25 protein-coding genes are annotated in these 25923 nt (G+C 44.8%); 3 read left to right on the top strand and 22 right to left on the bottom strand.

Annotated features, from left to right (window positions below; genetic code table 11):
• Positions 1-40: 40 nt before the first annotated feature.
• Entirely contained in the window at positions 41-967 is a 927-nt protein-coding gene (gene rnz, locus H0266_RS02110) for a ribonuclease Z (RefSeq protein ID WP_181470727.1), read from the top strand.
• Between the two features lie 12 nt (positions 968-979).
• Positions 980-2341: an aldehyde dehydrogenase gene (locus H0266_RS02105; protein ID WP_181470726.1), complete on the top strand. Its 1362-nt coding sequence runs from the start codon at positions 980-982 to the stop codon at positions 2339-2341.
• Positions 2342-2407: 66 nt separating this feature from the next.
• On the opposite strand, the gene H0266_RS02100 is transcribed toward H0266_RS02105, so the two are convergent.
• From H0266_RS02100 to H0266_RS02055, 10 genes are all read right to left on the bottom strand, one after another.
• Positions 2408-4645, bottom strand: coding sequence for an ABC transporter permease (locus tag H0266_RS02100; RefSeq protein WP_181470725.1), 2238 nt, complete (start codon positions 4643-4645; stop codon positions 2408-2410).
• Positions 4642-5343 (bottom strand): ABC transporter ATP-binding protein, encoded by a 702-nt coding sequence (locus H0266_RS02095; RefSeq protein WP_181470724.1) that lies wholly within the window; start codon positions 5341-5343, stop codon positions 4642-4644. Before H0266_RS02095 ends, H0266_RS02100 begins: the two co-directional genes overlap by 4 nt.
• Before the next feature lie 183 nt (positions 5344-5526).
• Positions 5527-5751: a DUF3892 domain-containing protein gene (locus H0266_RS02090; RefSeq protein ID WP_181470723.1), complete on the bottom strand. Its 225-nt coding sequence runs from the start codon at positions 5749-5751 to the stop codon at positions 5527-5529.
• Positions 5752-5911: 160 nt separating this feature from the next.
• Positions 5912-6061, bottom strand: coding sequence for a small acid-soluble spore protein P (locus H0266_RS02085; RefSeq protein WP_181470722.1), 150 nt, complete (start codon positions 6059-6061; stop codon positions 5912-5914).
• Between the two features lie 13 nt (positions 6062-6074).
• Entirely contained in the window at positions 6075-6203 is a 129-nt protein-coding gene (locus H0266_RS02080; RefSeq protein ID WP_181470721.1) for a YpzI family protein, read from the bottom strand.
• Between the two features lie 46 nt (positions 6204-6249).
• Entirely contained in the window at positions 6250-7497 is a 1248-nt protein-coding gene (locus H0266_RS02075; protein WP_343063189.1) for a DNA polymerase IV, read from the bottom strand.
• 324 nt (positions 7498-7821) lie between these two features.
• Complete coding sequence (locus tag H0266_RS02070; protein ID WP_181470719.1) at positions 7822-8946, bottom strand: M20/M25/M40 family metallo-hydrolase; 1125 nt, start codon at positions 8944-8946, stop codon at positions 7822-7824.
• A gap of 69 nt (positions 8947-9015) precedes the next feature.
• Positions 9016-10563, bottom strand: coding sequence for a carboxyl transferase domain-containing protein (locus H0266_RS02065; protein WP_181470718.1), 1548 nt, complete (start codon positions 10561-10563; stop codon positions 9016-9018).
• A gap of 6 nt (positions 10564-10569) precedes the next feature.
• Positions 10570-11376 carry a methylmalonyl-CoA epimerase gene (gene mce, locus H0266_RS02060; RefSeq protein WP_181470717.1) on the bottom strand — a complete coding sequence of 269 codons (807 nt, stop codon included), beginning with the start codon at positions 11374-11376 and terminating at the stop codon, positions 10570-10572.
• Positions 11377-11391: 15 nt separating this feature from the next.
• A complete protein-coding gene (locus tag H0266_RS02055; RefSeq protein WP_181470716.1) occupies positions 11392-13041 on the bottom strand; it encodes an acyl-CoA mutase large subunit family protein in 1650 nt (549 codons plus the stop codon).
• 178 nt (positions 13042-13219) lie between these two features.
• On the opposite strand from H0266_RS02055, the gene prli42 reads away from it, so the two are divergent.
• On the top strand, positions 13220-13336 hold the full coding sequence (prli42, locus tag H0266_RS02050) for a stressosome-associated protein Prli42 (protein ID WP_246363590.1): 117 nt from the start codon (positions 13220-13222) through the stop codon (positions 13334-13336).
• Positions 13337-13379: 43 nt separating this feature from the next.
• Here the strand turns inward: prli42 and H0266_RS02045 are convergent, their stop codons facing one another.
• The 12 genes from H0266_RS02045 to H0266_RS01990 all read right to left on the bottom strand — a co-directional run bounded on the left by H0266_RS02045 (position 13380) and on the right by H0266_RS01990 (position 25842).
• On the bottom strand, positions 13380-13865 hold the full coding sequence (locus H0266_RS02045) for a L,D-transpeptidase (protein ID WP_181471699.1): 486 nt from the start codon (positions 13863-13865) through the stop codon (positions 13380-13382).
• Between the two features lie 66 nt (positions 13866-13931).
• Positions 13932-14882, bottom strand: coding sequence for an aromatic acid exporter family protein (locus H0266_RS02040; RefSeq protein ID WP_181470714.1), 951 nt, complete (start codon positions 14880-14882; stop codon positions 13932-13934).
• 62 nt (positions 14883-14944) lie between these two features.
• On the bottom strand, positions 14945-15382 hold the full coding sequence (locus H0266_RS02035; RefSeq protein WP_181471698.1) for a BrxA/BrxB family bacilliredoxin: 438 nt from the start codon (positions 15380-15382) through the stop codon (positions 14945-14947).
• A 109-nt stretch (positions 15383-15491) separates the two neighbouring features.
• Positions 15492-15611 carry a Spo0E family sporulation regulatory protein-aspartic acid phosphatase gene (locus tag H0266_RS02030; protein WP_181470713.1) on the bottom strand — a complete coding sequence of 40 codons (120 nt, stop codon included), beginning with the start codon at positions 15609-15611 and terminating at the stop codon, positions 15492-15494.
• A 157-nt stretch (positions 15612-15768) separates the two neighbouring features.
• Positions 15769-17094 (bottom strand): 2-oxo acid dehydrogenase subunit E2, encoded by a 1326-nt coding sequence (locus H0266_RS02025; RefSeq protein WP_181470712.1) that lies wholly within the window; start codon positions 17092-17094, stop codon positions 15769-15771.
• Positions 17095-17109: 15 nt separating this feature from the next.
• Positions 17110-18093 carry an alpha-ketoacid dehydrogenase subunit beta gene (locus H0266_RS02020; protein ID WP_181470711.1) on the bottom strand — a complete coding sequence of 328 codons (984 nt, stop codon included), beginning with the start codon at positions 18091-18093 and terminating at the stop codon, positions 17110-17112.
• Between the two features lie 15 nt (positions 18094-18108).
• Positions 18109-19101 carry a thiamine pyrophosphate-dependent dehydrogenase E1 component subunit alpha gene (locus H0266_RS02015; protein ID WP_181470710.1) on the bottom strand — a complete coding sequence of 331 codons (993 nt, stop codon included), beginning with the start codon at positions 19099-19101 and terminating at the stop codon, positions 18109-18111.
• Positions 19102-19121: 20 nt separating this feature from the next.
• Complete coding sequence (gene lpdA / locus H0266_RS02010; RefSeq protein ID WP_181470709.1) at positions 19122-20543, bottom strand: dihydrolipoyl dehydrogenase; 1422 nt, start codon at positions 20541-20543, stop codon at positions 19122-19124.
• 14 nt (positions 20544-20557) lie between these two features.
• Positions 20558-21643 (bottom strand): butyrate kinase, encoded by a 1086-nt coding sequence (gene buk / locus H0266_RS02005; protein ID WP_181470708.1) that lies wholly within the window; start codon positions 21641-21643, stop codon positions 20558-20560.
• A gap of 19 nt (positions 21644-21662) precedes the next feature.
• Positions 21663-22757: a branched-chain amino acid dehydrogenase gene (bcd, locus tag H0266_RS02000; RefSeq protein ID WP_181470707.1), complete on the bottom strand. Its 1095-nt coding sequence runs from the start codon at positions 22755-22757 to the stop codon at positions 21663-21665.
• A gap of 12 nt (positions 22758-22769) precedes the next feature.
• On the bottom strand, positions 22770-23672 hold the full coding sequence (yqiS, locus tag H0266_RS01995) for a phosphate butyryltransferase (protein ID WP_181470706.1): 903 nt from the start codon (positions 23670-23672) through the stop codon (positions 22770-22772).
• 97 nt (positions 23673-23769) lie between these two features.
• A complete protein-coding gene (locus tag H0266_RS01990; RefSeq protein ID WP_181470705.1) occupies positions 23770-25842 on the bottom strand; it encodes a sigma 54-interacting transcriptional regulator in 2073 nt (690 codons plus the stop codon).
• Positions 25843-25923: the final 81 nt, after the last annotated feature.

Below are 25923 nucleotides of genomic sequence, written 5' to 3'. Positions count from 1 at the left end.
CCATCAGATGGTATGATAAGAAAAGTAGGAGGGTATGAACATGGAACTATTTTTTCTAGGCACGGGCTCCGGCGTCCCTTCCAAGGAACGCAACGTCTCTTCTCTCGTCCTTCGCATGCTTGAAGAACGCGGAACGACGTGGGTATTTGATTGTGGCGAAGGAACCCAACATCAAATCTTAAATACAAACATCAGACCCCGACGTATTGAAGTCATCTTCATTACACATTTACATGGTGATCATATTTACGGACTGCCTGGACTGTTAAGTAGCCGGTCTTTCCAAGGGGGCGAAACACCTGTAACCGTGTATGGACCTCGAGGTCTTAAAGAATATATTGATATCAGCTTACGGTTAAGCGGCACCCATTTGAGGTACCCTCTCTATGTAGAGGAAGTCGAAGAAGGAATATTATTTGAAGATGAACAGTTCCTTGTCGAGGCCGTCAAACTACAGCACGGCTTAGATAGCTACGGCTACATAATGACAGAGAAAGATAAACTCGGGGAATTGCAGCCTGACAAGCTAAAAGCTCTCGGCATTCCGCCAGGTCCGATTTATCAAAAGATTAAACATCAGCATCGAACACACCTTGAAGATGGACGCGTCATTGACCGGGCGGATGTGATCGGGCCAGCTAAAAAAGGTAGAAAAGTGGCCATCCTGGGGGATACACGCTATCTCCCCGACTTGAAAGATCAATTGAAAGACGCCAACGTTCTTGTACACGAAGCGACGTTTGCAAGTGAAGAAAAAGAGATGGCTCATGATTACTACCATTCGACGGTTGAACAGGCTGCCACACTAGCCAAAGAAGCGAACGTAAAGGAGCTCATTTTGAATCACATCTCTTCACGCTACCATGGTACAGCTATTGAGCAGTTGGAAACAGAAGCGAGGTCTATTTTCCCTAATACGACGGTTGCTCATGATTTTTACCAGCATGCGATTGAGCGAACTCAATAAGGAGGAAACATGATGCATCAGATTGTCGATCAACAAAAAGCATGGTTCGAAGAAGGACACACAAGAAGTTACGCGTTTCGAAAAGAACAGTTAGAACGAATGAAGAAAATGCTGAACACCTTTGAAAAACCGATTATTGACGCCCTTCGTTTCGATTTGAATAAGTCTGAATACGAAGCCTATGCTTCAGAGATCGCCTTCTTAAAAAGTGAGATCAGTCATCATTTGAAAGAATTGAAGACGTGGATGAAACCGCATAAGGTAAAAGCGCCACTCACTCACATCGGGTCAAAGAACTATATTTATAAAGAGCCCTATGGGACCGTTCTCGTCATCGCACCTTGGAATTATCCGATTCAACTCGCTCTTGCACCTGTCATAGGAGCCATAGCTGCAGGAAACACGGTCATCATAAAACCATCTGAACTCACCCCGACGGTTTCATGGGTGATCAAGAAAATGATCGAACAATACTTCTCACCTGAATACATTGCTGTTGTAGAAGGGGATAAAGAGGTCACCCAAGAACTACTAGATTCTCCACTAGACTACATCTTCTTTACGGGGAGCGTGCCTGTTGGAAAGATTATTATGGAAAAGGCAAGCCGAAGATTGATTCCTGTAACCCTTGAGCTCGGTGGGAAAAGCCCTACGATTGTTCATAAAGATGCCAATATCGATCTTGCAGCCAAGCGCATCGTCTGGGGGAAATTCACAAATAGTGGACAAACGTGTATCGCTCCTGACTATTTGTTCGTTCATCACGAGGTGAAGGCCGAGCTCATTCAGGCTATGAAGAAATACATTCATGAGTTTCACGGAGAGCAGCCGCTGAAAAGTTCTGATTACGTCAAAATCGTAAACGGACAGCATTTCGATCGAATTTCTCAATACCTTGAAGAAGGAACCGTTTTGACTGGTGGACGTGTAGACGAAGAGCGTCAGAAAATCGAACCAACGATACTAGACCAAGTCAAATGGGCAGATCAAGTGATGCAAGATGAGATCTTCGGACCTGTCCTACCGGTTCTCACATTTGACACTCTCGATGAAGTGATCGAGCAAGTCAATGCTCGTCCTAAGCCTCTCGCTCTTTATTATTTCGGGGAAGATGAAAAGGATCAAGAAAAAATCATCGGTTCTATCGGCTTTGGCGGTGGATGCATTAACGACACCCTTTACCATATCCTCAACCCTCACCTCCCGTTCGGTGGAGTCGGAGAAAGTGGAATCGGGAATTATCATGGTCAATCAAGCTTTGACACGTTCACACATGATAAAAGCATTACAAAGCAGTCCACGAAATTCGATCAAAACTTCCGTTATCCCGGTTCAGAACTGGGACTGAAGATTATCAAACGGTTGTTAGGATAACCAAAAAGAACCACGCTCTCCTATTTTCAGGGAACGTGGTTCTTTTTCATATTACTCACAAAAACCTCAATCTTGCTGTTTTTTCAAAGCTTCCTGAAGCGAGACTTTCTTCAGTTTTCGCTTAGATAACGAAAGCGAGATGCCATACGTCATCATGATCACTAGAAATCCGATCAGCACCATCCACCAGGTGACATCTGTCGGAAAAATGAAGCCTGTTTGTTGGACGAGCGTATTCATCGTTTGCTCGATTCCGAGACTCGCAAACGGTATGGAGATAAAGTAAGACACGACCACGATCGGTGTATAGACATTGAGAACTAACTTAGAAACTTCTTTTTCATGATACCCCATCACCTTGAATAATGAGATGGACGGAGAATTTTCCTCCACAATCAGATTAGTGAGCAACGTCAAGACAATCACCCCGATGAGTACAGCGAAAACAGACATCCCAAGGACTGAGTTCCTCGTCGCACCTGAGGTCGATTCGAAGCTTGCCATCACTTTTTGCTTATCTTCTACCATAAACACGTTTTCCATACTTGCTGGTTTATCGTCCTGCCAAACGGAGGTATAAGCACTTTCAGGATATCCTAAGAAGTCGTTCGCTTCCGTCCTCGGTACATAAACGTTGCTACCGATGAACACATCTGCTACCCCTGCGACTTGAACCGTCCATTTTTTGTCATTAAAAGAGTTTGTCAACGTCAACTCATCACCTGCACCGACCTTCTGGATTGCAGCTAAGGGTCTGCTTATGACTACTCCTTCCGTTAACTGATCATTCAACCGTTCTCCCTCAGACATTAAGTGTAAATCATCAGTGTCCGGTTCGATCCCATATAAGGAGACTTTTTCTTCGTTTATCGTTACTTCCGCCATTGTGTAAGGACTATCATCATCACGGTCCTCTGTTTGTATGGAAGAATAGTGGACCGCGTACTCATACTTTTGTATATCTTCATATGTCGTTTCGACCAGTCGATCCATTGAGTTGAAGGTGATTAAACCGAAAAGCAGCAATACGGTAGAGAACATCACACCTAAGAAGATGTAAAAACTACGCGCTTTGCTTCGAACGAGCAGACGAAGACGAAAGCGACGGATAAAGCTGCCTTTATTGAGCCAGGGTAACTTTTCCAACCAAGATTTCTTTCCACTCGACATTTCCTTCGGCTTCAACAACGTCAGAGGTTCTGTTTTCAGTGTTCGGTTGACGACCAGCATCGTAAGGGACAACAGCAATACGAGTGGAATAACGAATCCGACTACAAGTACAACCGGATCAAAATCAAACATCGACAATGCGGGTAAATTGAAATACGTCGCGTAAAGATCCGAAAGAGGTAAGGATAATCCCGCTCCTAAGACAAGACCAGTCATGGTCCCTATAAGACCTACGATCCAAGCGTAGCCTAAGTAATGCCTTCGTAATTCTCTCTTTCTATAGCCGAGGGCCATAAGTGTACCGATTTCTTTCCTCTGAAGCTCCAGCCTCCGCTTCATCAGCATCAGTACCATAGCAATAGATAAGCCTAGTATGAATAATGGAAGTGTGGTAATTAAGGATTGTGCCCCTTCAATTTCACTTTCGACAAATTGGATTCGCGCATTGTCCTCGGAAGAAATGAACTGCAGTAAGGTACTTATCGTGTTAACGGCTGATCGCAAACCTTCTGGAACTTCGTTTGAATTCGTCCACCCAAGAATTTGCTGTTGTTCATTTCCACTGAGTGCGGCAAGCGTTTCAGAGGTTGTCACCCCAACACCGAATATTGAAGCATCCGCCAGAAGATCGGTTTGTTGCTCAATCATATAAATATAATCAGGCAGAAAAACGTATCCCGTTATTTTGGCTTCCAAACCTCCCATAGAAACCACATCACCGATGTTAAATCCATTACGATCTGCGAAGGTTTCCGCGATAGCAATTTCACCTTCATTCTCTGGCATCTCACCTTGCGATATAAAAGGAAGGTTAACTTCTGTTGTTGGCTCAAATAATCGAAGCGATGAATTCTCATCTGTGGAAATATCCTGATAAGCACGCCTTTCTAACGTAACCTCAAATTGCTCTTCCAGTGCTTGTAATTCTTCGTCTGGTAGAGGGTCGCTCGACATCCAATGAAACGCTTCTTGTTTGTACTCTCGTGTAAAGGTATCGTTTCGCTCTTCGAGAGTCGTAATCGCCATGGAAAGCGAAACATAAAGCATAACGGCAAGGACCAATAACAACGTGACCCCCGCGTACTGAAACTTTTTCTCTTTAATTGTTCTTGAGATGGTTTTGCGTAGAATCATGCCCACGTCACCTTCTCCGGTTCGATCGGATTTTCATTTTCATACTCTTCGACAATCTCACCACTGCTCATACGAATGACTTTATGCGCCATATCTCCAATGCCTTGGTTGTGAGTAATAATCAAAACGGTCGTTCCGTATGTTTCATTAACGTACTTCAATAATCGCAAAATATTCTTCCCCGTCTCCTCATCTAAAGCACCGGTCGGTTCATCACAAAGAAGAAATGTCGGGTTTTTGATCAATGCCCGGGCGATCGCCACCCGCTGCTGTTCCCCACCACTGAGTTGGTAAGGGAACTTATCCTTTTTATCCCACATTCCGACTTTTTCGAGTGTGTCTTTCATATCGAGGGGGTTCTGACTCAGTTCCTTGCCGACTTCTACGTTTTCCTCAACAGTAAGGGTAGGAATAAGGTTATATTGCTGAAAAATAAAACCTGCATACGTGCGACGAAATTCTGTCAATTGTCCATCTTTTAAGTTTTCTAAGGATTGACCCGCTACACGTACGGAACCTCCATCAAAACGATCAATTCCTCCGATGACGTTCAGAAGCGTCGATTTTCCAGATCCTGAAGGTCCGAGGATCGTTACGATTTTGTTATCAGGTACGTTTAAAGATGCCTCTCTTAATGCATGGATATCGACTTCTCCGCTTTGGTACACTTTGTTGACTCTCTCGACAACAATGGTCATATCATCAGCTCCAGTGAAAGTTTTGTAATAAAAACAATAATATATTTCATTATTAGTGTACTATAGGCTCCTGAGACTTACAATGATTTTTTGAACTATGTATATGCAGGAATTTCATTTCTTAGGTATACGAACTGTAGAACTAAAAATACCGGAGCGATACTTTCATCGCTCCGGCTAATGTTAAAATGTCGGTAATTGATCTAAGTTATTCGATTGAACGCCATCTGGCTGACTGCGGAGGTGGTCCTCACCGTCTTTTCCCCGGATTAATTGGACGTGCTCAATTTCTCCGCTACGTGCTAACTCATGCGCTTGTTTATAATCTACAACGCGTCCGGATGACAGTTGCATCTCAATGATGCTACCGGCTTCATTTTTTCTTACAGCGACTATTTGCTCTGGCATACTTAGACCTCCTTTAGTTGTTAGTGTTATGCAAAAAAGAGCATTTATGCACTTAAAGGATGGTCGTACAACTTTTTTCGGACATTTACTTCCCCTGCATATCAAAATAGCTTCTAATACAAAAAAAGAAGCAACCGGCTGTCGCCGATTGCCTCCTGCATTACATATCGTGAGATGATTTTTGTTTGTTTCTAGAATGGTTGGCAGTTTTCACTTTATGTGAGCCTTCCATTGATTCACCGTATCCCATTTGAGGGGATTTCGGTAAATGGGGAGCTTTTTGTTGTTTCGGTCCCATGCGCTTACCCATGGTCAATCGCCTCCTATCGTCGCTTTCGCGCAGCTTCTGGTCCTTCCATTTTCGTTGCACCAGGATAACTCAGGCTCTGATCACGATCGGATTCAACTTTCCCTGATCGCTTCAGCTTCTTTTCTTGACGATCTTTACCCATGAAACATCGCCTCCCTTCATCCTTAGTATGGATGAAAAGCGGTTCATTATTCCTTTTTAAAATCGTCTAAAAAGTCCTTTTGAAAGCTCGTTGTAACTTGTGCATCCTTAGGAGAAGAAAGTTTTTTAAATGGGTTATGGCCATATTTCTCAGTCAAATCATCAATGGCTTTGTACAATTTTTCTTTACCCGCGTACTCCTCATAATTAAATAAATCAAGCTGCTGGGTCACTTCTGACTTCTCTGCTAAATCTGTTGCCGTCACCCCTAGTAACCGGACGGGAACTTGATTCCAGTGTTGATCGAAAAGCTGAATCGCTACATTAAATAAGTCATCTGCATGTTGGATAAACTCACTTAGTTGCTTACTTCTTGTAACGGTCTTTCGGTCGTGGTAGCGAATCATCAGTTGGACATTCCTCGCTAATACTTCTTTACTTTGCATACGCGCCTCCACTTTTTTGGAGAGCCTACGTAAAACGGTTCTCACTTCCGCATCATCCGTTGTATCTTGTGCAAGCGTCGTGGAAGTACCGATACTCTTGAATTCATGGACCGCATCCGGATCGACAGGTCGATCGTCGATTCCGTTGGCACGATTCTGAAGTCGCTCTCCATTTATACCTAATAATCGTTTCAGATCAAGAACAGGACGGTTAGCCAGATCACCAATCGTTTCAATATCAAGTTTCTTCAATTTTTCTGCCGTCTTCTCCCCAACCCCGTACATTTCACCGATGGGAAGTGGCCATAACTTATTCGAAAGATCTCTCTTTCGTAAAATCGTGATGCCCATAGGCTTTTTCATATCAGATGCCATTTTGGCTAGAAACTTGTTCGGTGCGATGCCTATGCTGCAAGGAAGGTCGAGTTCTTCATAAACCCTTTGCTGAATACGCTCAGCAATTTCTGGAGGAGAGCCCTGTTCAGCGCAACTTGTCACATCCATATATCCCTCATCAATCGAAACAGGTTGAATCGTATCCGTCACATCGGCAAGAATTTTGAACATCTCTTTTGAAGCCGTACGATAACGTTCAAAGTTCGGACGCATGACGATAAGATCTGGACAAAGACGACGCGCTTCAAATAAAGGCATCGTTGTCTTGACACCATACTTACGTGCCTCATAGCTACTTGTCACCACGATTCCTTTCCGTTCTTCCGGATTACCTGCGATGGCGAGAGGTTTGCCTTTCAGTGAAGGATCGAACGCCATTTCGACAGAGGCATAAAAACTATTCATATCAACATGAAAAATGACGCGGCCATTCTTCGGGTACCACTTTGACACGATCATCCGTCCTTTTCTCGAACTCTTGTTCTATAAGTATAACACGAACCCACAACTTGATAAGCACTGAGAGCTTTTCCCATAGAATAGGCTGAGCAAATGTCCGATAAAGTGCATAGCTTGTCCGAATTATAATGAAATGTCCGATTTAAATGGTCGCTTGTCCGGATTGCGCAGATGGATGTCTGAAATCATGCTTGTGATGTCCGAATCGCTCATCTAAATGTCTGAATTATGATCTTTAGATCCAAAACCGTCATGAACGCCCGATCAATCCGTAAAAAAGCACTCTGCAAATATGCAGAGTGCTCGCACGTGACTATTTTATTTCGCTACTTCTTCCACGATTGCCGTGACAAGTTCTGCGACTTTCTCGAGTTCAGCAACAGGCATGCGTTCGTTAGTCGTATGAATTTCTTCATATCCAACGGCCAGGTTCACTGTCGGAATACCGAAGCCAGCAATGATGTTGGCGTCACTTCCACCACCACTCGTCAGCAATTCGCTATCACGACCGATCGTTGAAGCGGCGGTTCTTGCGATTTCAACGACCTGGTCACCAGCTTGCTGTTTGAAGCCGGGATACATAACGGCAACATCCAGTTCCACTTCGCCTCCCATTTCTTCAGCCGTTTCGAGGAAAGCCTTTTTCATTTTCTCGACTTGCGCTTCCATCTTCTCAGGAACCAATGAGCGGGCTTCTGCTAATATTTCGACGTGATCACAAACGATATTCGTTTTTTGACCACCTTCAAAACGTCCGATGTTCGCTGTCGTTTCATCATCAATACGACCAAGCGGCATCTTCGCAACAGCTTTTGAAGCTAATGTGATAGCGGAGACTCCTTTTTCGGGAGCCACACCAGCATGTGCGGTCTTACCTTTTACGATCGCATTGATTTTTGCCTGTGTTGGAGCAGCGACAATGATGTTGCCCACTTTCCCATCACTATCAAGTGCGTAGCCGTATTTCGCATTCAATAAGGAGCTGTCCAGTGCTTTTGCCCCTACAAGGCCACTCTCTTCTCCTACTGTGATGACAAATTGCAAGTCACCGTGCTCTATATTCTGTTCTTTCAATGAACGGATAGCTTCTAAAATAGCAGCAACACCCGCTTTGTCGTCAGCACCCAGAATCGTTGTTCCGTCTGTGACAATGTAGCCGTCCTCAATGGAAGGCTTCACTCCATTGCCGGGAACTACTGTGTCCATATGCGATGTAAAGTAGATGGGATCCGCTCCATCTTTCGAACCTTTCAAGTTACAAATCAGGTTGTTGGCTCCATGCCCTGTCACTTCTTTGGCGTTGTCTTCTAATACCTCAAGACCGAGTGATTCGAACTTTTCCTTCAGGACCTTTGCTATCGTTGCTTCTTCTTTCGTTTCAGAATCAATTTGAACGAGTTCTAAAAACCCTTCTAATAGACGCTCTTTATTAATCGCTACCATGATATATGTCCTCCTTCATATGTAAACACTACCTCTTAGTACGTTAGCGGAACTAAGCCGGCGTGTCAATTACAGAGGGATATTCCCGTGCTTCTTATATGGACGATCTTCTTGTTTGTTTTCAAGCATTTCAAGCGACTTGATCAACGTCTGACGGGTCTCGCGTGGATCGATGACATCATCGACCATTCCGAGTCCTGCTGCAACGTATGGGTTTGCAAACCGCTCACGGTATTCATTGATCTTTTCTTGTCGCATTTCTTCAGGATTCTCACTATTCTTGATATCTTTGGCAAAAATGATATTGGCAGCACCTTCTGGACCCATTACAGCGATCTCGGCATTCGGCCAAGCATACACGAGGTCTGCACCGATCGATTTACTATTTAATGCAACATAAGCCCCGCCATAGGCTTTTCTCGTAATCACGGTGAGTTTAGGTACCGTCGCTTCTGAGTAGGCATATAGGATCTTCGCTCCGTGTCTTATGATACCCCCGTGTTCTTGTTTGATTCCAGGGAAGAAACCTGTCACGTCTTCGAACGTAATCAGTGGAATATTGAACGAGTCACACACACGGATGAAACGCGCCGCTTTATCACTAGAGTCGATATCGAGACCACCAGCCATATATTTCGGTTGGTTGCACACAAGACCGACCGTACGGCCTTTGATACGGGCAAAACCTACGACGATGTTTTTAGCAAAGTCTTGATGAATCTCAAAGAATGAATCCTGATCGACGACTTCATCAATTATGATGCGTACATCATAAGGACGGATCGGATCAAACGGAATTCGGTCCGTTATGTCTGGGCGATAATCGTCTTCCTCTTCCACTTCAAGACGAGGTGGCTGTTCCTTGTTGTTTGCAGGTAGGTAACTGACGAGGTCCTTCACGGCATCTAATGCGCTTGCTTCATCCGGCGTCTTCAGATGGGCGTTTCCACTAAGACTATTGTGAACACCAGCTCCTCCGAGATCTTCAGCGGAAATTTGTTCACCTGTCACCGTTTCAATGACTTTTGGACCCGTAATGAACATTTGGGACGTTTTCTCCACCATGATCACAAAATCGGTTATTGCAGGAGAGTACACGGCACCACCAGCACATGGCCCCAATATGACAGAGATTTGCGGAATCACCCCTGAATAAATGGAATTTCGGTAAAAGACTTGTCCATATCCATCCAGTGAAGACACGCCTTCCTGTATCCGCGCACCGCCAGAATCATTCAGTCCGATGAAAGGCGTCCCATTTTTAGCCGCAAGGTCCATCACAGCCGCGATTTTTTTCGCATGCATTTCACCAAGCGCTCCGCCGTAAACAGTAAAGTCCTGGGCGAATAAGTAAATCGGACGTCCACCGACTTTTCCGTATCCTGTCACAACCCCTTCTCCTGGGGCTTGTTTTCCGTCCATACCAAACGCATCATGTCGATGTTCAATAAAAGGATTCAATTCCACGAATGAGCCATCATCGACTAAATAATCGATCCGCTCCCGTGCCGTCCATTTCCCTTTTTCATGTTGTTTATCAATTCGTTCATCGCCACCGCCAAGCTGAACTTGGCGCCGCTTATCATATAATTCATTGATTTTATCAAATATGTCCACTCCGACTCACTCCTTTGGCTGACTTAATTCAAACAAGACCCCATTCGCTGCTTTCGGGTGTAGAAAGGCAATTTGACTATCGTGAGCACCATCTTTCGGTGTCTCATGAATGAGCTTGATCCCTTGCGATTGATATTGCTCAAGTCGTTTATGAATATCATCGACTTCTAAAGCAATATGATGGACACCTGGTCCTTTTTTTGTCAAAAAGCTTTGGATAGGCGAGCTCTCACTCAGAGGCTCTAATAGTTCGAACATCGTCTCCCCTATTTTCAGAAACGCCACTTTGACTTGTTCCGACTCTACCTCTTCTACCGCTTCAAGCGATAAACCTAAAGTATGTTGATAAAATGGCAGCGATAGATCGATACTTTCAACAGCAATTCCGATGTGCGCAATTTTCTTTGGAGATTCAATAGCCTGTCCCTCAAACAACTGCTTGATATAAACAGCGATGGCATCCGTCGGCGAACCACTCGTGAAGATCTTCTTCACGCCATGCTCCTCTAAATAAGGAATATCTTCTGCAGGGATGACCCCACCGCCGATTACAGGAATATCCGCTGCATTTTCATTTTCTAAAGCTTCTACCACTTTTGGAAAAAGCGACTTATGCGCACCGGACAAAGAAGACAGTCCAACGACATCTACGTCCTCTTGAATCGCTGCTCGAGCGATTTGTACGGCTGACTGACGAAGTCCTGTATAAATGACTTCCATCCCATGGTCACGTAAGGCTTGCGCTATAATGAGTGCCCCGCGGTCATGTCCGTCAAGTCCTGGCTTCGCTATTAAAACTCGAATTGGTTTCATCGTCATCATCCTCTCCTACATTCCCGTATATTCACCAAACTCATCTCTTAATACGTTTGCAATCTCCCCGACCGTTGCATAGACTTTCACAGCTTCTACGATGTGTGGCATAACGTTTTGATTGAGTTGAGCCGCTTCTCTCAGTTTTCTAAGTGACTCGTCAACAGCCGGTTGGTCACGGGTCTCTCTCACATGTTTCGTTTTTTCAATTTGGGATTTCTCCAACGCCTCGTCTACACGTAAAAGGTCCGCATGTATCTCTTCTTCTACTTGATATTCATTCAGCCCGACAACGATATCTTCATTTGATTCCATACGTTTCTGTGCTTCATAGGCTGCCGCATGGATTTCACGCTGCATAAACCCTTCTTCAACTGCTTGAACAGCTCCACCGATCTGTTGAATCCGTTCGATGTAAGCATTTGCTTCTTGTTCAATTTGGTCAGTCAGAGCTTCAACATAATAGGAGCCACCTAGAGGATCAATCGTATCGGCTACACCACTCTCGTTTGCAATGATTTGCTGCGTTCTGAGAGCGATTCGTGCCGATTCCTCTGTAGGCAAAGCGAGTGCTTCGTCACGAGAATTCGTATGCAAGCTTTGCGTCCCTCCCATAACAGCTGCAAGCGCTTGCAATGTTACGCGAACGATGTTGTTATCAGGTTGTTGGGCGGTCAACGTACTTCCACCCGTTTGGGTATGGAATCGTAATTTCCAACTCTTCGGATTTTGTGCACCGTAGTGGTCTTTCATAATACTCGCCCACATCCGTCTCGCCGCTCGGAATTTAGCTGCTTCTTCGAAAAATTGATTGTGCGCATTGAAGAAAAAGGCGAGCCTCGGTGCGAATTGATCCACTTCAAGTCCTGCTTCTATGGCGGCATCTACGTAAGCCATACCGTTCGCAATAGTAAAAGCGACTTCTTGAACAGCCGTGGATCCTGCCTCACGGATATGGTAACCGGAAATACTGATCGTATTGAATTTCGGTAAATTTTCCTGACAATACGCAAAGATATCGGTAATTAAACGCATCGATGGTTTAGGCGGATAAATGTATGTCCCTCGTGCAATATATTCTTTTAAGATATCATTTTGAATCGTTCCCGTTAATTGTGCGGGAGAGACACCCTGCTTCTCCCCCACCGCTATGTACATCGCCAGCAGAATCGATGCCGGTGCATTGATCGTCATCGATGTGCTGACTTTATCTAACGGGATTTGATCGAAAAGCTGTTCCATATCATGCAAGGAATCGATGGCTACGCCAACTTTCCCGACTTCCCCATCAGCCATAGGGTCATCAGAGTCATATCCAATTTGTGTCGGCAAGTCGAATGCCACCGACAGACCCGTCTGCCCTTGATCTAATAAATAACGGAAACGCTCATTCGTTTCCTCAGCAGACCCAAAGCCTGCATATTGACGCATCGTCCAATACCTACTGCGATACATAGTAGGTTGGATTCCTCTCGTGTAGGGATATTGACCAGGAAACCCGATCTTTTCTTCATAGCTTGCATTTCCTTGATCAGGCGTATAAATGCGATTGATAGGAAGCTCTGAACTTGTTTGGAAAGCTTCTTTTCGCTCTGGGAACCGTTGGGTCGTCATCTCAACATCCTTCTCCCACTCTTGTTTCAGTTCATCATAGGGTTTTGTCATTTATTTAAGCTCCCTTCTCTTTATCTCTGCCCTTCTAGCATACCAAATCTAAGCGCTTACTTGTTTAAAAATTAATTGTTTTCACAATACTATTGTAATTCATTTTGCTCCCTTGTCCAAATGATGTTTTTTCGGTAGAATGTTTGGTAGGATCCGAGTGAGAAGGAGGTTTTATACCTTGGCAACACAGAAGAAAAGATCAAAGCGCGAACGCCGTATGAAAGTGATCATCTATATCATGATTCTTTCCATGGTCCTATCATCTCTATTGATGGGCGCCACTTACTTCTTATAAAAAAAGCAGCAAAAAAGCCGAGGATGGCCATCCTCGGCTTTTCTTACGTTAAATGAAGTTTCCATTTTTGTTTGTCCCATTGTTCATAAAGCTTGTCCATGGACTCTCCACTCTTTACAATGACAACCTCTGCTCCTTTAGGAATGAGATCGTAAAGTTGCTCTACTTTTTCATTCGTTAAACGAATGCAGCCCGCCGAAACAGACTTCCCTATAGATTCAGGCTGATTCGTCCCGTGTACTCCATAGATCCTTCCATCCGTATCCCTTGCATCAAACCCGATCCAGCGACTTCCGAGAGGATTTTCTGGGACTCCACCAGGAATATCTTTTTTCCTGTAATACGGGTCTTTCGCTTTCACTTGAATGTTAAAAGTTCCCTCAGGAGTCAGGTCATCGGTTTTACCAATGGCAGCTGGGGCTCTGAATGTTTCTGTTCCATTTTCAAAAAGAGCTACCTCATGGGTTTCTTTGTTCACGAACAAAACCGTGTCCTCTTGAAACGACCAGGGAAATAGAGTGATGGACATCAACAGCAAAATTACGTGCACGGCATACACCCTCTTTTTGCTTAGTTTCCCTGCTTGGCTATTTGCTTATACGTCACTTTTCTTAAAGGAACGTTTAATAATTAAGTATTCCTCTATTTGATTCAACAGATGATACAAGCTCGCTCTAACTTCAAACTCTTCTCTGGATTCAGGTAACCGATCTTGGCGAAACTCATCTTTCATTACCTTTAGTTTCCTCAAATAGATGACAGCCGTATTCCCTGAATGGACCGCTTCTGCTAACTCCTCAAAAAAGTCAGCAATCGTGAAGCCATGAGCATACGATTCCGATATTTGACTGACGAGCGGAAGCATTCGTTCAAGTAATTCGAATTGCTTCGTACGCATATGAAAGTAGTGATAGTAATGATTATGTGTGCGTAACAAATGATTCTCTACATCTCGGAAGGCCAGAGACTTCGCTTTCTCTAAGACATCAGCTGTATGGGTCAACTCTCTGCCAATCCACTGTTCGTTACCCTCTTTCAAGTAAGTAGCAAGCTCCTTCAGGATAATCGAGAAATTGTACTCCACTTCCCGCTGGTATTCGTCCAGCTTATTCTCCAAGCTCGGCATATACAAATTCAAAAGCAACGCCGTTCCGATTCCCACTGTAATCAACACCAGTTCATTCCATATCACGTCCCAGCCAATGGATCCCGAACCATATAAATGAAGAATGATAACAGAACTCGTCACGATACCGGGTGTCAACTTCAACCATACCGTAACGGGGATGAAGGCAAAGAGCATCATTCCGATAGCAAGCGGATGGTATCCTACCAGTTCAAAAAACACATATGAAAGAGCCATCGCAATAAGGCAGGCTGCAAACCGGTGCCAGGCAGATAGAATGGATTTCTTTCTCGTAATCTGAATGCAAAGGATCGTCAAAATCCCTGCCGATGCGAAATTATCCAGCTGTAACATTTGTGCTAGCCAAATAGCAAATGGCGTCCCTAGCGCTGTCTTGATTGTTCGATAACCAATTTTCACAGGTCTCTCTCCTCTTTCAACCAAAAAGGGGATCTTTGTATGAAACAAAGATCCCGCATCTCTTATACTTCTTCACAATACTCGTCAAAGCTCTTCTGAAGCTTACCAATTACTTGCATTGGATCGAATCCTTCAATATCATGACGCTCAACCATCGTTTGAATTTTTCCATCTTTCAGAAGGGCGAATGATGGAGATGAAGGAGGATATCCCTCGAAATACTCTCTCGCACGGTTTGTCGCATCACGATCCTGACCAGCGAAGACTGTCACTAAATGGTCTGGACGCTTATCATAATGGATGGCGTGTGAAGCAGCAGGTCGTGCAATACCTCCCGCGCAACCACAAACGGAGTTGATCATGACAAGGGTCGTCCCTTTTTGATTTAAGGCTTGATCCACCTCTTCAGGTGTTGTTAACTGCTCGTATCCTGCTTTCGATATTTCATCGCGTGCTTGCGATACGACATCGTTCATATAAATATTGAAATCCATATACATGGCTCCTTTATTAAGTACTATCAATATTCTACCAAGTTCTTCATTCGCTTTCAATGGAAAGAAACATCAGTTCGAAACGTGTTGTAGCCCTCATCTTGGATTCAATGAATCAAACCGGATCATCATGTCGATTTTTCAGCTCTTCTAGTTTGTTCAGTAATTCATCTAGATGTTCCGATATTTTCAGCACCCTTTCATAGTGAAGGGATTGATTGTATGCTTCATACATTTTTGAACGAACGCATTTTGGTCCAATTAAACCTGCTGTGACTCAGGTTTTCAACACACTTTTATTGAATAATTGAATGAAAAACCGTCTAGAACCTACATGTATTAAGACAAAAAAAGAAACGCCCTGCCTTAGGCAGAACGCTTCTATCCATCTATTAATAAATCGATGTATGGTCTTCAGACATTTTTTCTAGAATTTCTTTCACGCGCGCAAGGAAGTTTCCAGCTACAAGACCATCCAATACACGGTGATCGAGCGATAGACATAAGTTGACCATGTCACGCGCACCGAACATGCCGTTTTGGAAGACAGGCTTCTTGACGATGGATTCTACTTGCAAAATCGCGGCCTGAGGGTGGTTGATGACACCCATGGACTGCACAGATCCGAATGAGCCTGTGTTGTTGACTGTAAAGGTACCGCCTTCCATGTCTTTTGAAGTCAGCTTGCCTTGACGGGCTTTGCCCGCAAGTTCCGTGATGTCTTTCGCAATCCCTTTGATGCTTTTTTCGTCGGCGTCCCGGATGACAGGGACGAACAGTTGATCATCTTTTGCCACAGCGATATTCAGGTTGATGGCTTTTTTCTGGATGATTTTGTCTCCCGCCCACATACTGTTCAGCTCTGGATACTCTTTGAGCGCTTGGGCAACAGCTTTCACGAAGAAAGCGAAATACGTCAGGCTATAGCCTTCCTGTTGTTTGAATTTATTCTTCTTCGCATTACGAAGTTCGACAAGATTGGTCACATCGACCTCAACCATCATCCATGCGTGCGGGATCTCGGTTGTCGATTTCACCATATTCGATGCAATGGCTTTCCGAACACCCGTAACTGGAATCTCCACGTCCCCTTCTCCTGCTTGAACGTTTGGAGCGGAAGGTTGTGCAGGTGCAGCTGGTGCTTCAGATGGAGCAGCTGGTGCTTGTTTCTGAGCCTCTGCTTCATTAGCAGGAGCTTCGTCGCTTGTCGGAATGTCGCCACTCTCGATAATCTTCTCGATATCTTTACGAGTGATACGTCCACCGCGTCCAGAACCATCGACTTGATTCAAATCGATATCGTGTTCTTGAGCAAGCGTCATAACGGCTGGTGAATAGCGCTTCTTATTGCCTTCGTCTTTCTTAGGCTTAGACTCTTTCTTAGGCTCTTTGGCATCAGCTTTTCCACCAGAAGGTTCAGCCGGTGCTTTTTCTTCTTTCTGAGGCGCGGACTCTTCTTCAGATACGGATCCAGCCCCTTCAACTTCAATGTGACACATTAAATCGCCGACTTCGATCGTATCACCTTCTTGGGCTACTAACTCTTTTATCGTACCTGTAAAGGAAGAAGGCACTTCCGCGTTTACCTTATCTGTCATTACTTCCGCAATCGGATCATATTTATTTACAGAATCACCAGGTTGGACGAGCCACGTGCTGATAGTACCTTCCGTGACACTTTCTCCAAGCTGAGGCATATTGATTTTTTCTAAACCCACAGGAATCCCTCCTTCTTAAAATTCGGCGAGGTCGCGCATCGCTTTTTCAACTTTATCCGGATTCATCATAAAGTGTTTTTCCATAGTCGGTGCGTAAGGCATAGAAGGTACATCAGGACCAGCTAAGCGTTGTACAGGAGCATCTAGGTCGAACAGGCAGTTCTCACTGATGATCGCTGACACTTCTGAAATGATACCGCCCTCTTTATTGTCTTCCGTTACAAGAAGGACTTTACCTGTTTTTGATGCTGCTTCGATAATTCCTTCTTTATCTAAAGGATAAACCGTACGCAAGTCCAGGATGTGCGCATCAATTCCCTCTTCAGCAAGCTTCTCAGCCGCCTGGAGAGCGAAGTGTACGCAGAGTCCGTACGTAATGACGGTAATGTCTGAGCCTTCACGCTTAACGTCCGCTTTTCCGATTGGCAATGTGTAATCCTCTTCCGGAACTTCTCCTTTGATCAAGCGGTAAGCACGCTTATGCTCAAAGAACAACACAGGGTCATTGTCACGGATGGATGCTTTCAATAAACCCTTCACATCGTAAGGGGTGGAAGGCATGACGATTTTCAAACCTGGTTGGTTCGCGAATACCGCTTCCACAGATTGGGAATGATACAAGGCTCCGTGTACGCCACCACCATACGGGGCACGGATCGTAATCGGTGCTTGCCAATCATTATTGGAACGATAGCGGATTTTTGCTGCTTCAGAAATGATTTGGTTCACTGCTGGCATGATAAAATCAGCGAACTGCATTTCCGCAACAGGACGCATCCCGTACATAGCTGCACCGATTCCTACTCCAGCGATTGCAGATTCTGCTAAGGGCGTGTCTAGTACACGATCCTCACCGAATTCATCGTACAAGCCATCTGTTGCACGGAATACTCCTCCGCGCTTCCCTACATCTTCACCTAAAACAAATACTTTCTCATCGCGTTGCATTTCTTCTTTTAAAGCTTGAGTAACTGCTTGAATATAAGATATAACTGGCATCGTTCTTCCCCCTCCTTACTCTTCGTATACGTATTTCATAGCTGATTCCGCTTCGGCATAGGCCGCATTCTCAGCATAATCCGTCGCTTCATTGACTAAATCATCAATTTCTTTGTTCATTGCTTCTTCTTTTTCTTCCGTTAGAATGTTCTGTTCGCGTAAGTAATTTGCAAAAGTGACGATCGAATCTTTCTTCTTCGCCTCTTCCACTTCTTCTTTTTCACGATACGTACGGTCATCATCATCACTGGAGTGAGGGGTCAAACGGTACGAAACGGTTTCGACAAGCGTTGGTCCTTCTCCCTTGCGTCCGCGATCAGCAGCTGCTTTCACGACTTCATATACAGCAAGTGGATCATTTCCGTCTACTGTTTCCCCAGGCATACCATACCCAATGGCGCGATCCGATACTTTTTCACAAGCCAGCTGCTTGGAAACAGGCACGGAGATGGCGTACTTGTTGTTTTCGACCATGAAAATGACAGGCAACTTATGGACACCAGCGAAGTTTGCCCCTTCATGGAAATCACCTTGGTTGGACGAGCCTTCACCGAATGTAACCAGTGAAACAAAATCCTTTTTCTCCATTTTTCCTGCAAGCGCAATGCCCACTGCATGTGGAACTTGCGTCGTAACAGGCGAGGAGCCCGTAACGATTCGGTTTTTCTTCTGCCCAAAGTGACCTGGCATTTGCCTTCCACCAGAGTTCGGGTCTTCCGCTTTCGCAAATCCGGATAGCATCAAATCTTTAGCCGTCATCCCGAAAGATAATACGACACCCATATCACGATAGTATGGTAGTGCGTAGTCCTTATCTCGATCTAATGCATAAGAAGCCCCTACTTGGGCTGCCTCTTGACCTTGACAGGAAATAACGAACGGGATTTTACCAGCACGGTTCAGCAACCACATGCGTTCATCGATCTTTCTTGCAAGCAGCATTGTGCGGAACATGTCTAATACTTCATCATCACTTAATCCTAAAGACTTATGGCGGTTTTCAGCCATGAGATTCCCTCCTTTAATCTTTATCCATGAATTTGGTTTCCATCAACAGCCATAGCGGCCTCTCCAATCGCTTCGGCAAGCGTTGGGTGGGGATGAATGCTCTCAGCAATCTCCCATGGTGTAGCATCCAGTACTTTTGCGAGCCCCGCTTCAGAAATCATATCCGTTACATGAGGTCCAACCATATGAACGCCTAACAGATCATCGGTATTTTTATCGGCAATGACTTTGACAAAACCATCTTTCTCGCCGTACACAAGCGCTTTTCCGACAGCTTGGAACGGGAATTTACCAACTTTGATTTCATAACCTTGATCTTCGGCTTGTTGTTGCGTCAATCCAACGCTTGCAACTTCTGGGTTTGAGTAAATGCAAGTTGGCACTTGTTCCGTATTGATGGGATGAGGCTTCTTATCAGCCATATGCTCAACTGCTACGATCCCTTCATGTGAAGCGACATGCGCGAGCATCATTCCACCTATTACGTCTCCGATGGCATAAATATGACTTTCTTTTGTTTGATACATGTCGTTTGTTTGCACAAATCCGTTTTCGACGACAATATCTGTATTTTCAAGACCAATGTTCGTGACATTCGCTGAACGACCTACAGATACAAGCATCCGATCTGCTTCATACGTAACGGTTTCACCGTCAACTTCTGCTTGAATCGAGATCCCATTGGACTTATCTAATGTATCCGGCATCACTTTCGCACTCGTGATAACGTTTACACCTTTGTTTTTCATTTGCTTCAACATTTCCTTGGAAACATCCTGATCTTCTGTTGGAAGGATGGTAGGAAGATATTCGAGAACTGTCACGCCGACTCCAAAATCAGCAAGCATCGATGCCCACTCAATTCCGATGACACCTCCACCTACGATGATGATCGACTCAGGTAGACTCTCCATGTATAGCGCATCGTCGGAAGTCATGATCAATTCACCATCCACTTCCAATCCAGGCAATGACTTCGGACTAGAACCTGTAGCAACCAGTACGTTCTTCGGAATAAGCATTTCGTTTTCTTCTCCATTATTCATCTCAACAGAAATCGTTCCGGCTGTCGGTGAGAAAATAGAAGGCCCTAGGATGCGTCCGAATCCTTCATAGACATCAATCTTCCCTTTTTGCATCAATCCTTGAACGCCTTTATGTAGCGTATCGACAATCGATTGTTTTCGCTCTTGAACTTTCACAAAGTTCAGAGTTGGCTCTTGTGTTGTGACGCCATATTCGTCTGCTTCTTTCGTTTGACGGAAAACTTCTGCACTCCGAAGCAACGCTTTGGAAGGAATACATCCTCTGTGCAAGCATGTTCCGCCAAGCTCACGCTTTTCCACGATTGCGACTTTTAACCCTAACTTAGAAGCACGGATGGCAGCAACATAGCCACCTGTTCCGCCTCCTAAAACGACTAGATCATACTCTTCAGCCATAGGTACTCTCCTTTTTATTCTGCAAAATTCGGGTACTGTTTAGGTACTTCCTCGTTATTTAATACACGAAGCGTTCCTTCATTGAGCGCTTCCAGCTCATTCTCACCAGGGTAGACGAGGACATCAGCAATCCAGTGAACACGTTTGGAAATCTCCTCGACAAACTTTTTGCCATAAGCCAGTCCTCCCGTCAAGGCGATAGCATCGACTTTCCCTTCAAGCACTGCACTCATACTACCTATTTCTTTCGCGATTTGATAAGCCATCGATTCGTAAACGAGTGATGCTTTTTGGTCTCCGTGCTCGACCATTTTCTCAACTTCCCGGGCATCGTTCGTATCGAGATAGGCCATCAATCCGCCTTGTCCCACTAACTTCTTCATCACTTCATCCCGGTAGTATTGCCCTGAGAAGCAAAGAGATACTAGGTCACCAGCAGGTACTGTTCCAGCTCTTTCCGGGGAAAACGGGCCGTCTCCATGAAGACCGTTATTCACATCAATGACGCGCCCTCCGGCATGGGCTCCAACAGTTATGCCGCCACCCATATGAGTAACAATCAAGCGTGTATCCCTGTATGGTTTCTCTAAGTCTTTGGCAGCACGTCTTGCTACGGCTTTCTGATTGAGCGCATGAAAGATACTTTTACGTGGAATTTCAGGAACACCCGAAACACGGGCTAAATCATGTAATTCATCGACAACGACCGGGTCGACGATGTAGGCACCGATATTCAAGCTTCGAGCAATTTCATGAGCGATCATTCCACCGAGATTTGAGGCATGCTCTCCGTTGTATCCGTTCTTCAAATCCTCTAACATCGCTTCATTCACTTCGTAAGTACCACCTTCGATGGGACGAAGCAAGCCGCCGCGTCCACACACGGCGCTAAGCTTACTGATGCTGATCCCTTCTTGATCCAATTCATCCAGAATTACTTGTTTTCTGAACTCATATTGATCGATGATACGTTTATATTGATTCACCTCATCCGGTTGATGACGGATCGTTTTTTCAAATATGACTTCTTCATCGTCAAAGACGCCGATCTTTGTTGAAGTGGAGCCTGGGTTGATGACTAGAATTCGATGAGTATGCACTGTCTTTGACCTCCGTTACTTATTTTCTAGAAAGGATGTGTTGACCATTTTGTAAGAATTGGCTACGAGATTTACGCATACGTTCGATACGCTCCTCAGCCATGCGGTCAGCAGCCTTATACGTAGGAATATTGTCTCTGCGAGAGATTTCAAATACGCGGGCAAGATTGTCGTAAATCGTCTCGACACGCTTCATCGCTCTTTCTTTGTTGTAACCGTGTAGCTCGTCCGCGACATTGATGACTCCACCAGCATTGATGACGTAATCAGGTGTGTACACGACGCCTTTCTCGTGTAAGATATCTCCGTGACGCGTTTCTTTCAACTGATTATTGGCAGCTCCTGCAATGACTTTCGCCTTAATTTGAGGAATGGTCTCATCATTAATGGTCGCGCCTAGTGCACACGGAGCATAAATATCACATTCCACGCCGTAGATTTCATCAGGTTCTACCGCTTCGGCACCAAATTCTTCAACCGCGCGCTGAACGGCTTCTTTATTGATATCGGTAACAATCAACTTCGCGCCTTCTTCGTGTAAGTGACGGCAAAGCTTGTATGCCACGTTTCCGACACCTTGTACAGCAATGGTTTTGCCTTCAAGCGAATCGGATCCGAATCCTTCTTTAGCCGCTGCCTTCATCCCACGATAAACGCCGTAAGCTGTTACCGGAGAAGGATTTCCTGATGAACCGAAGGCTGGAGAGATTCCAGTCACATAGTCCGTCTCCTCGTGAATCAAATCCATATCCTGTACAGTAGTCCCCACGTCTTCTGCTGTGATGTAACGGCCATTGAGCCCTTGAATGTAACGTCCGAAAGCACGGAACAACTCTTCGTTCTTGTCTTTCTTAGGATCCCCGATGATAACCGTTTTTCCACCACCAAGATTCAGGCCTGCTGCCGCATTTTTATAAGTCATCCCTTTGGCAAGGCGCAGAGCATCTTCAATCGCATCTTCTTCAGAAGCATATGTCCACATACGTGTGCCACCAAGTGCCGGCCCTAGTGTTGTATCATGAATCGCGATAATCGCTTTTAATCCTGACTGTTCATCCTGACAAAGCACCAATTGTTCGTAATCGTATTCTTTCATATACTTGAATATTTCCATTATAAATTCCTCCTATGAGTTACTAGATTGTAAGGCTAGAGCGAGTGAGTACACTTTACTCTCGGCTGTATCTGCGCGGGACGTCAAAACAATAGGGGCTTTCGCTCCACTAATGACGGCTGCTACTTTCGCATTCGCAAAATACATGAATGATTTATATAAAGCATTGGCCACTTCAATAGTTGGGACCAACAATATATCAGCTTGACCGGCGACTTCTGACTGAACGCCTTTCTGCTCTGCGGCGTCTCGATCGACTGCATTGTCAAAAGCAAGTGGCCCATCGACTAGACAGTCTTTGATTTGGCCACGACGGTTCATTTGAGTCAAGATTGCCGCATCATGCGTAGCTGGCATCGCAGGGTTCACGACCTCTACAGCAGCTAAAGGAGCCACCTTAGGTTGTTTCCACCCCGCTTTTCTTGCGACATGAACAGCATTATTCAAAATATGAACCTTCTCTTCTAACGAAGGCGCGATATTCATGGCAGAGTCCGTTAAGAAAATCAAATTGTCGCGTCCAGGAACTTCAAATAAAGCTACATGTGACAAAACCCCTTTCCCCCTTAAACCGAATTCCTTATTCAGAACCGCTTTAAGCAAAGACTTGGTATCAATATGTCCCTTCATCACTACATGAGCTTTTTGTTCATGAACCGATTTGACCGCTTCCATCGCAGCCTTACTTTCCTCACAGCTGACGATTTCGACTCCTGCTTGGTCAAGGTCCAACTCCGCCGTTCTTGCAACTTGTTCAATCTGTATGCTTTCTCCTACGAGTAAGAAGGAGGCAAGACCCTTATCAAGAGCTTGCTTCACGGCTTTAAGCACTTCTTCATCTGCTGCCTGAGCGACAGCCACGGTCTTCACGTTCGACTGATCTACCCGTTGAATTAGTTCGTCTAATGATTTCATGATGTCACCTCTCCACTTTCATACATGCAAGTTTCATGCCAATTCTAAAGCTAAATACATGGGCATAGAGACTGACGTTACTATGCAACTTCTTGCATTATGAAGAATCTTGCATGCTATCTTTGTCTAAACCATATTTCTCTAACTTATAATAAAGGTTCCGTATGGAAATACCCAAAGCTTTCGCTGTTTGTGTCTTATTAAAATTATGTGCCCTGAATGCGTCCGCCAACAATTTCCTCTCAAAGTCATCCACGGCTTGCTGCAATGTCTCACCCAACCACGTTGCTTTAGAATGATCGAGTTCGCGTTCTGTTTCAACCTTCAGCCTCGGGATATGATCGGCACGAATCGTTTCTTCCAAATGATCCATGTAAATCATAGCCCGCCCGATAATATTTTCTAGTTCTCTCACATTGCCTGGCCAATCGTACGCTTCCAACTTTTCAAGGGCTTTAGCATCCAGACTTGTTACGTTTCGACCATAGTCATCATTTAACCTTTGGATCAAATGGTCCGTTAATAGTTCAATATCTCCCGCCCTCTCTCGTAAAGGGGGGATGTAAATGGGTAAGCGATTGAGACGGTAGTAAAGGTCTTCTCGAAAAGTTTTCATCATGATCGCTTTTTCTAGATTGAGGTTCGTCGCCGCTATGACCCGAACGTCAACATGAACTGGTTTCGTTCCCCCGACACGGATCAGTTCATTCTCTTGCAGAACTCTAAGCAACTTCGCCTGCATCGCAAGCGTAAGTTCCCCGATTTCGTCTAAGAAAATACTTCCATAATTCGCTTCTTCGAAAAGCCCTTTCTTTCCTCCCCGCTTCGCACCAGAGAATGCTCCGTCCTCATAGCCGAACAGTTCACTCTCTAAAAGAGACTCAGCTATAGCCGCACAATTGACACGGATAAACTTATTATGTCGCCTCTCACTCTCATTATGAATGGCGTGAGCAAATAACTCTTTCCCTGTGCCAGACTCACCTCTAAGAAGAACAGTCGCTGGCGTTTTCGCCCCGACCTTCGCTTGTTCAAGGGCAAGCGTCATTTCATTCGAACTTCCGATGATGTCATCAAATGTGTATTTCGCTTCCAAGCTACGGATGATTTGACGCGCTCTTCTCAACTCACTTGTAAGCGACTGAATCTCCGATACATCATGAAGAACACCCACACTCCCCTTCAACTTCCCATCAACGATGACAGGTGCTACATTGACCAGAACATCTTTCTTGGAAGGCCCTACTTTCAACCTGACCCCACGAACTGGCCTCCTGGTGTTCAGGACCTTCATGTGCATACTCTCACCTTCAGAAATATCGACGGTTGCCGGCTTGCCAACAATGTCTCCTTCCTTAAGTCCTGTAATTCTCGTGTAAGCAGGGTTGATCATTAAACCGTTTCCATTTTCGTCTACGACAGAAATCGCCTCATCTGAGGAATGGATAATCGCTTCGAGCATGGTTTTGACTTCTTTAAGGTCTGTGATTTCTTCAGCTAAATCCACCACTTCCGTAATATCCTTGAACACGGCATAGGCCCCTATGACCCTTTGGTCTTGTCCTATCATTGGAATCCTTGTCGTGATTACTTTCTTCCCATTGTCAAGCTCAAGCTTTTGGTTGATTTCTTTCTCCCGTGACTGTAATAAATGGGGTAATCTCGAACCTGGAATAATTCCTTTCACCGGCTTCCCAACAACACACGTTCGATCCATCTCTAGTATCCGTTCTGCACTGCGATTCATAAATGAAACGTTTCCGTTATCCGCGATGACAATCATGCCGTCATGGATACTATTCAATATCAAATGTTGGTTTTCAGTCTGTTGTTTTAACTTTTGGACTAACGATTCTTTTTCTTCTAGCAATTCCGAAGTGATATAGGCTACTGATCCTGGAATCAACACCGTTGTGCGCTTTCGCTCGGAACGTATTTCCTCAAACACTTCATCGCTCCCCGTCGCTTCAATCACAATGTCAATGTCTTTATGTATCCAATCTCGCCAATCTCTGTGGGTCGGGATGCCATACTTCTTTGCAAGAGAAAAACCAGCAGCCCTTGAATCGATATCTGTAATCGCAACGACTTCCATGCGATCTGTCTCATTCAACAACTGCAACAGGGCTGTACCACCTTTACCTGCACCTACAATTAATACACGTTTCATTTCACCACACCCTGCAATTTTTTGCGTAACTTTATCCTATCCTATTCTGCACGTTTTAGCAACCCTTATGGTATTCCCTCT

This window comes from Halobacillus locisalis (genome assembly GCF_013694105.1).
Taxonomy (GTDB): Bacteria; Bacillota; Bacilli; order Bacillales; family Halobacillaceae; genus Halobacillus; species Halobacillus locisalis.
The sequence above is the reverse complement of the archived record's forward strand: the minus strand, read 5'-3'. Positions and strand labels throughout refer to the sequence as shown.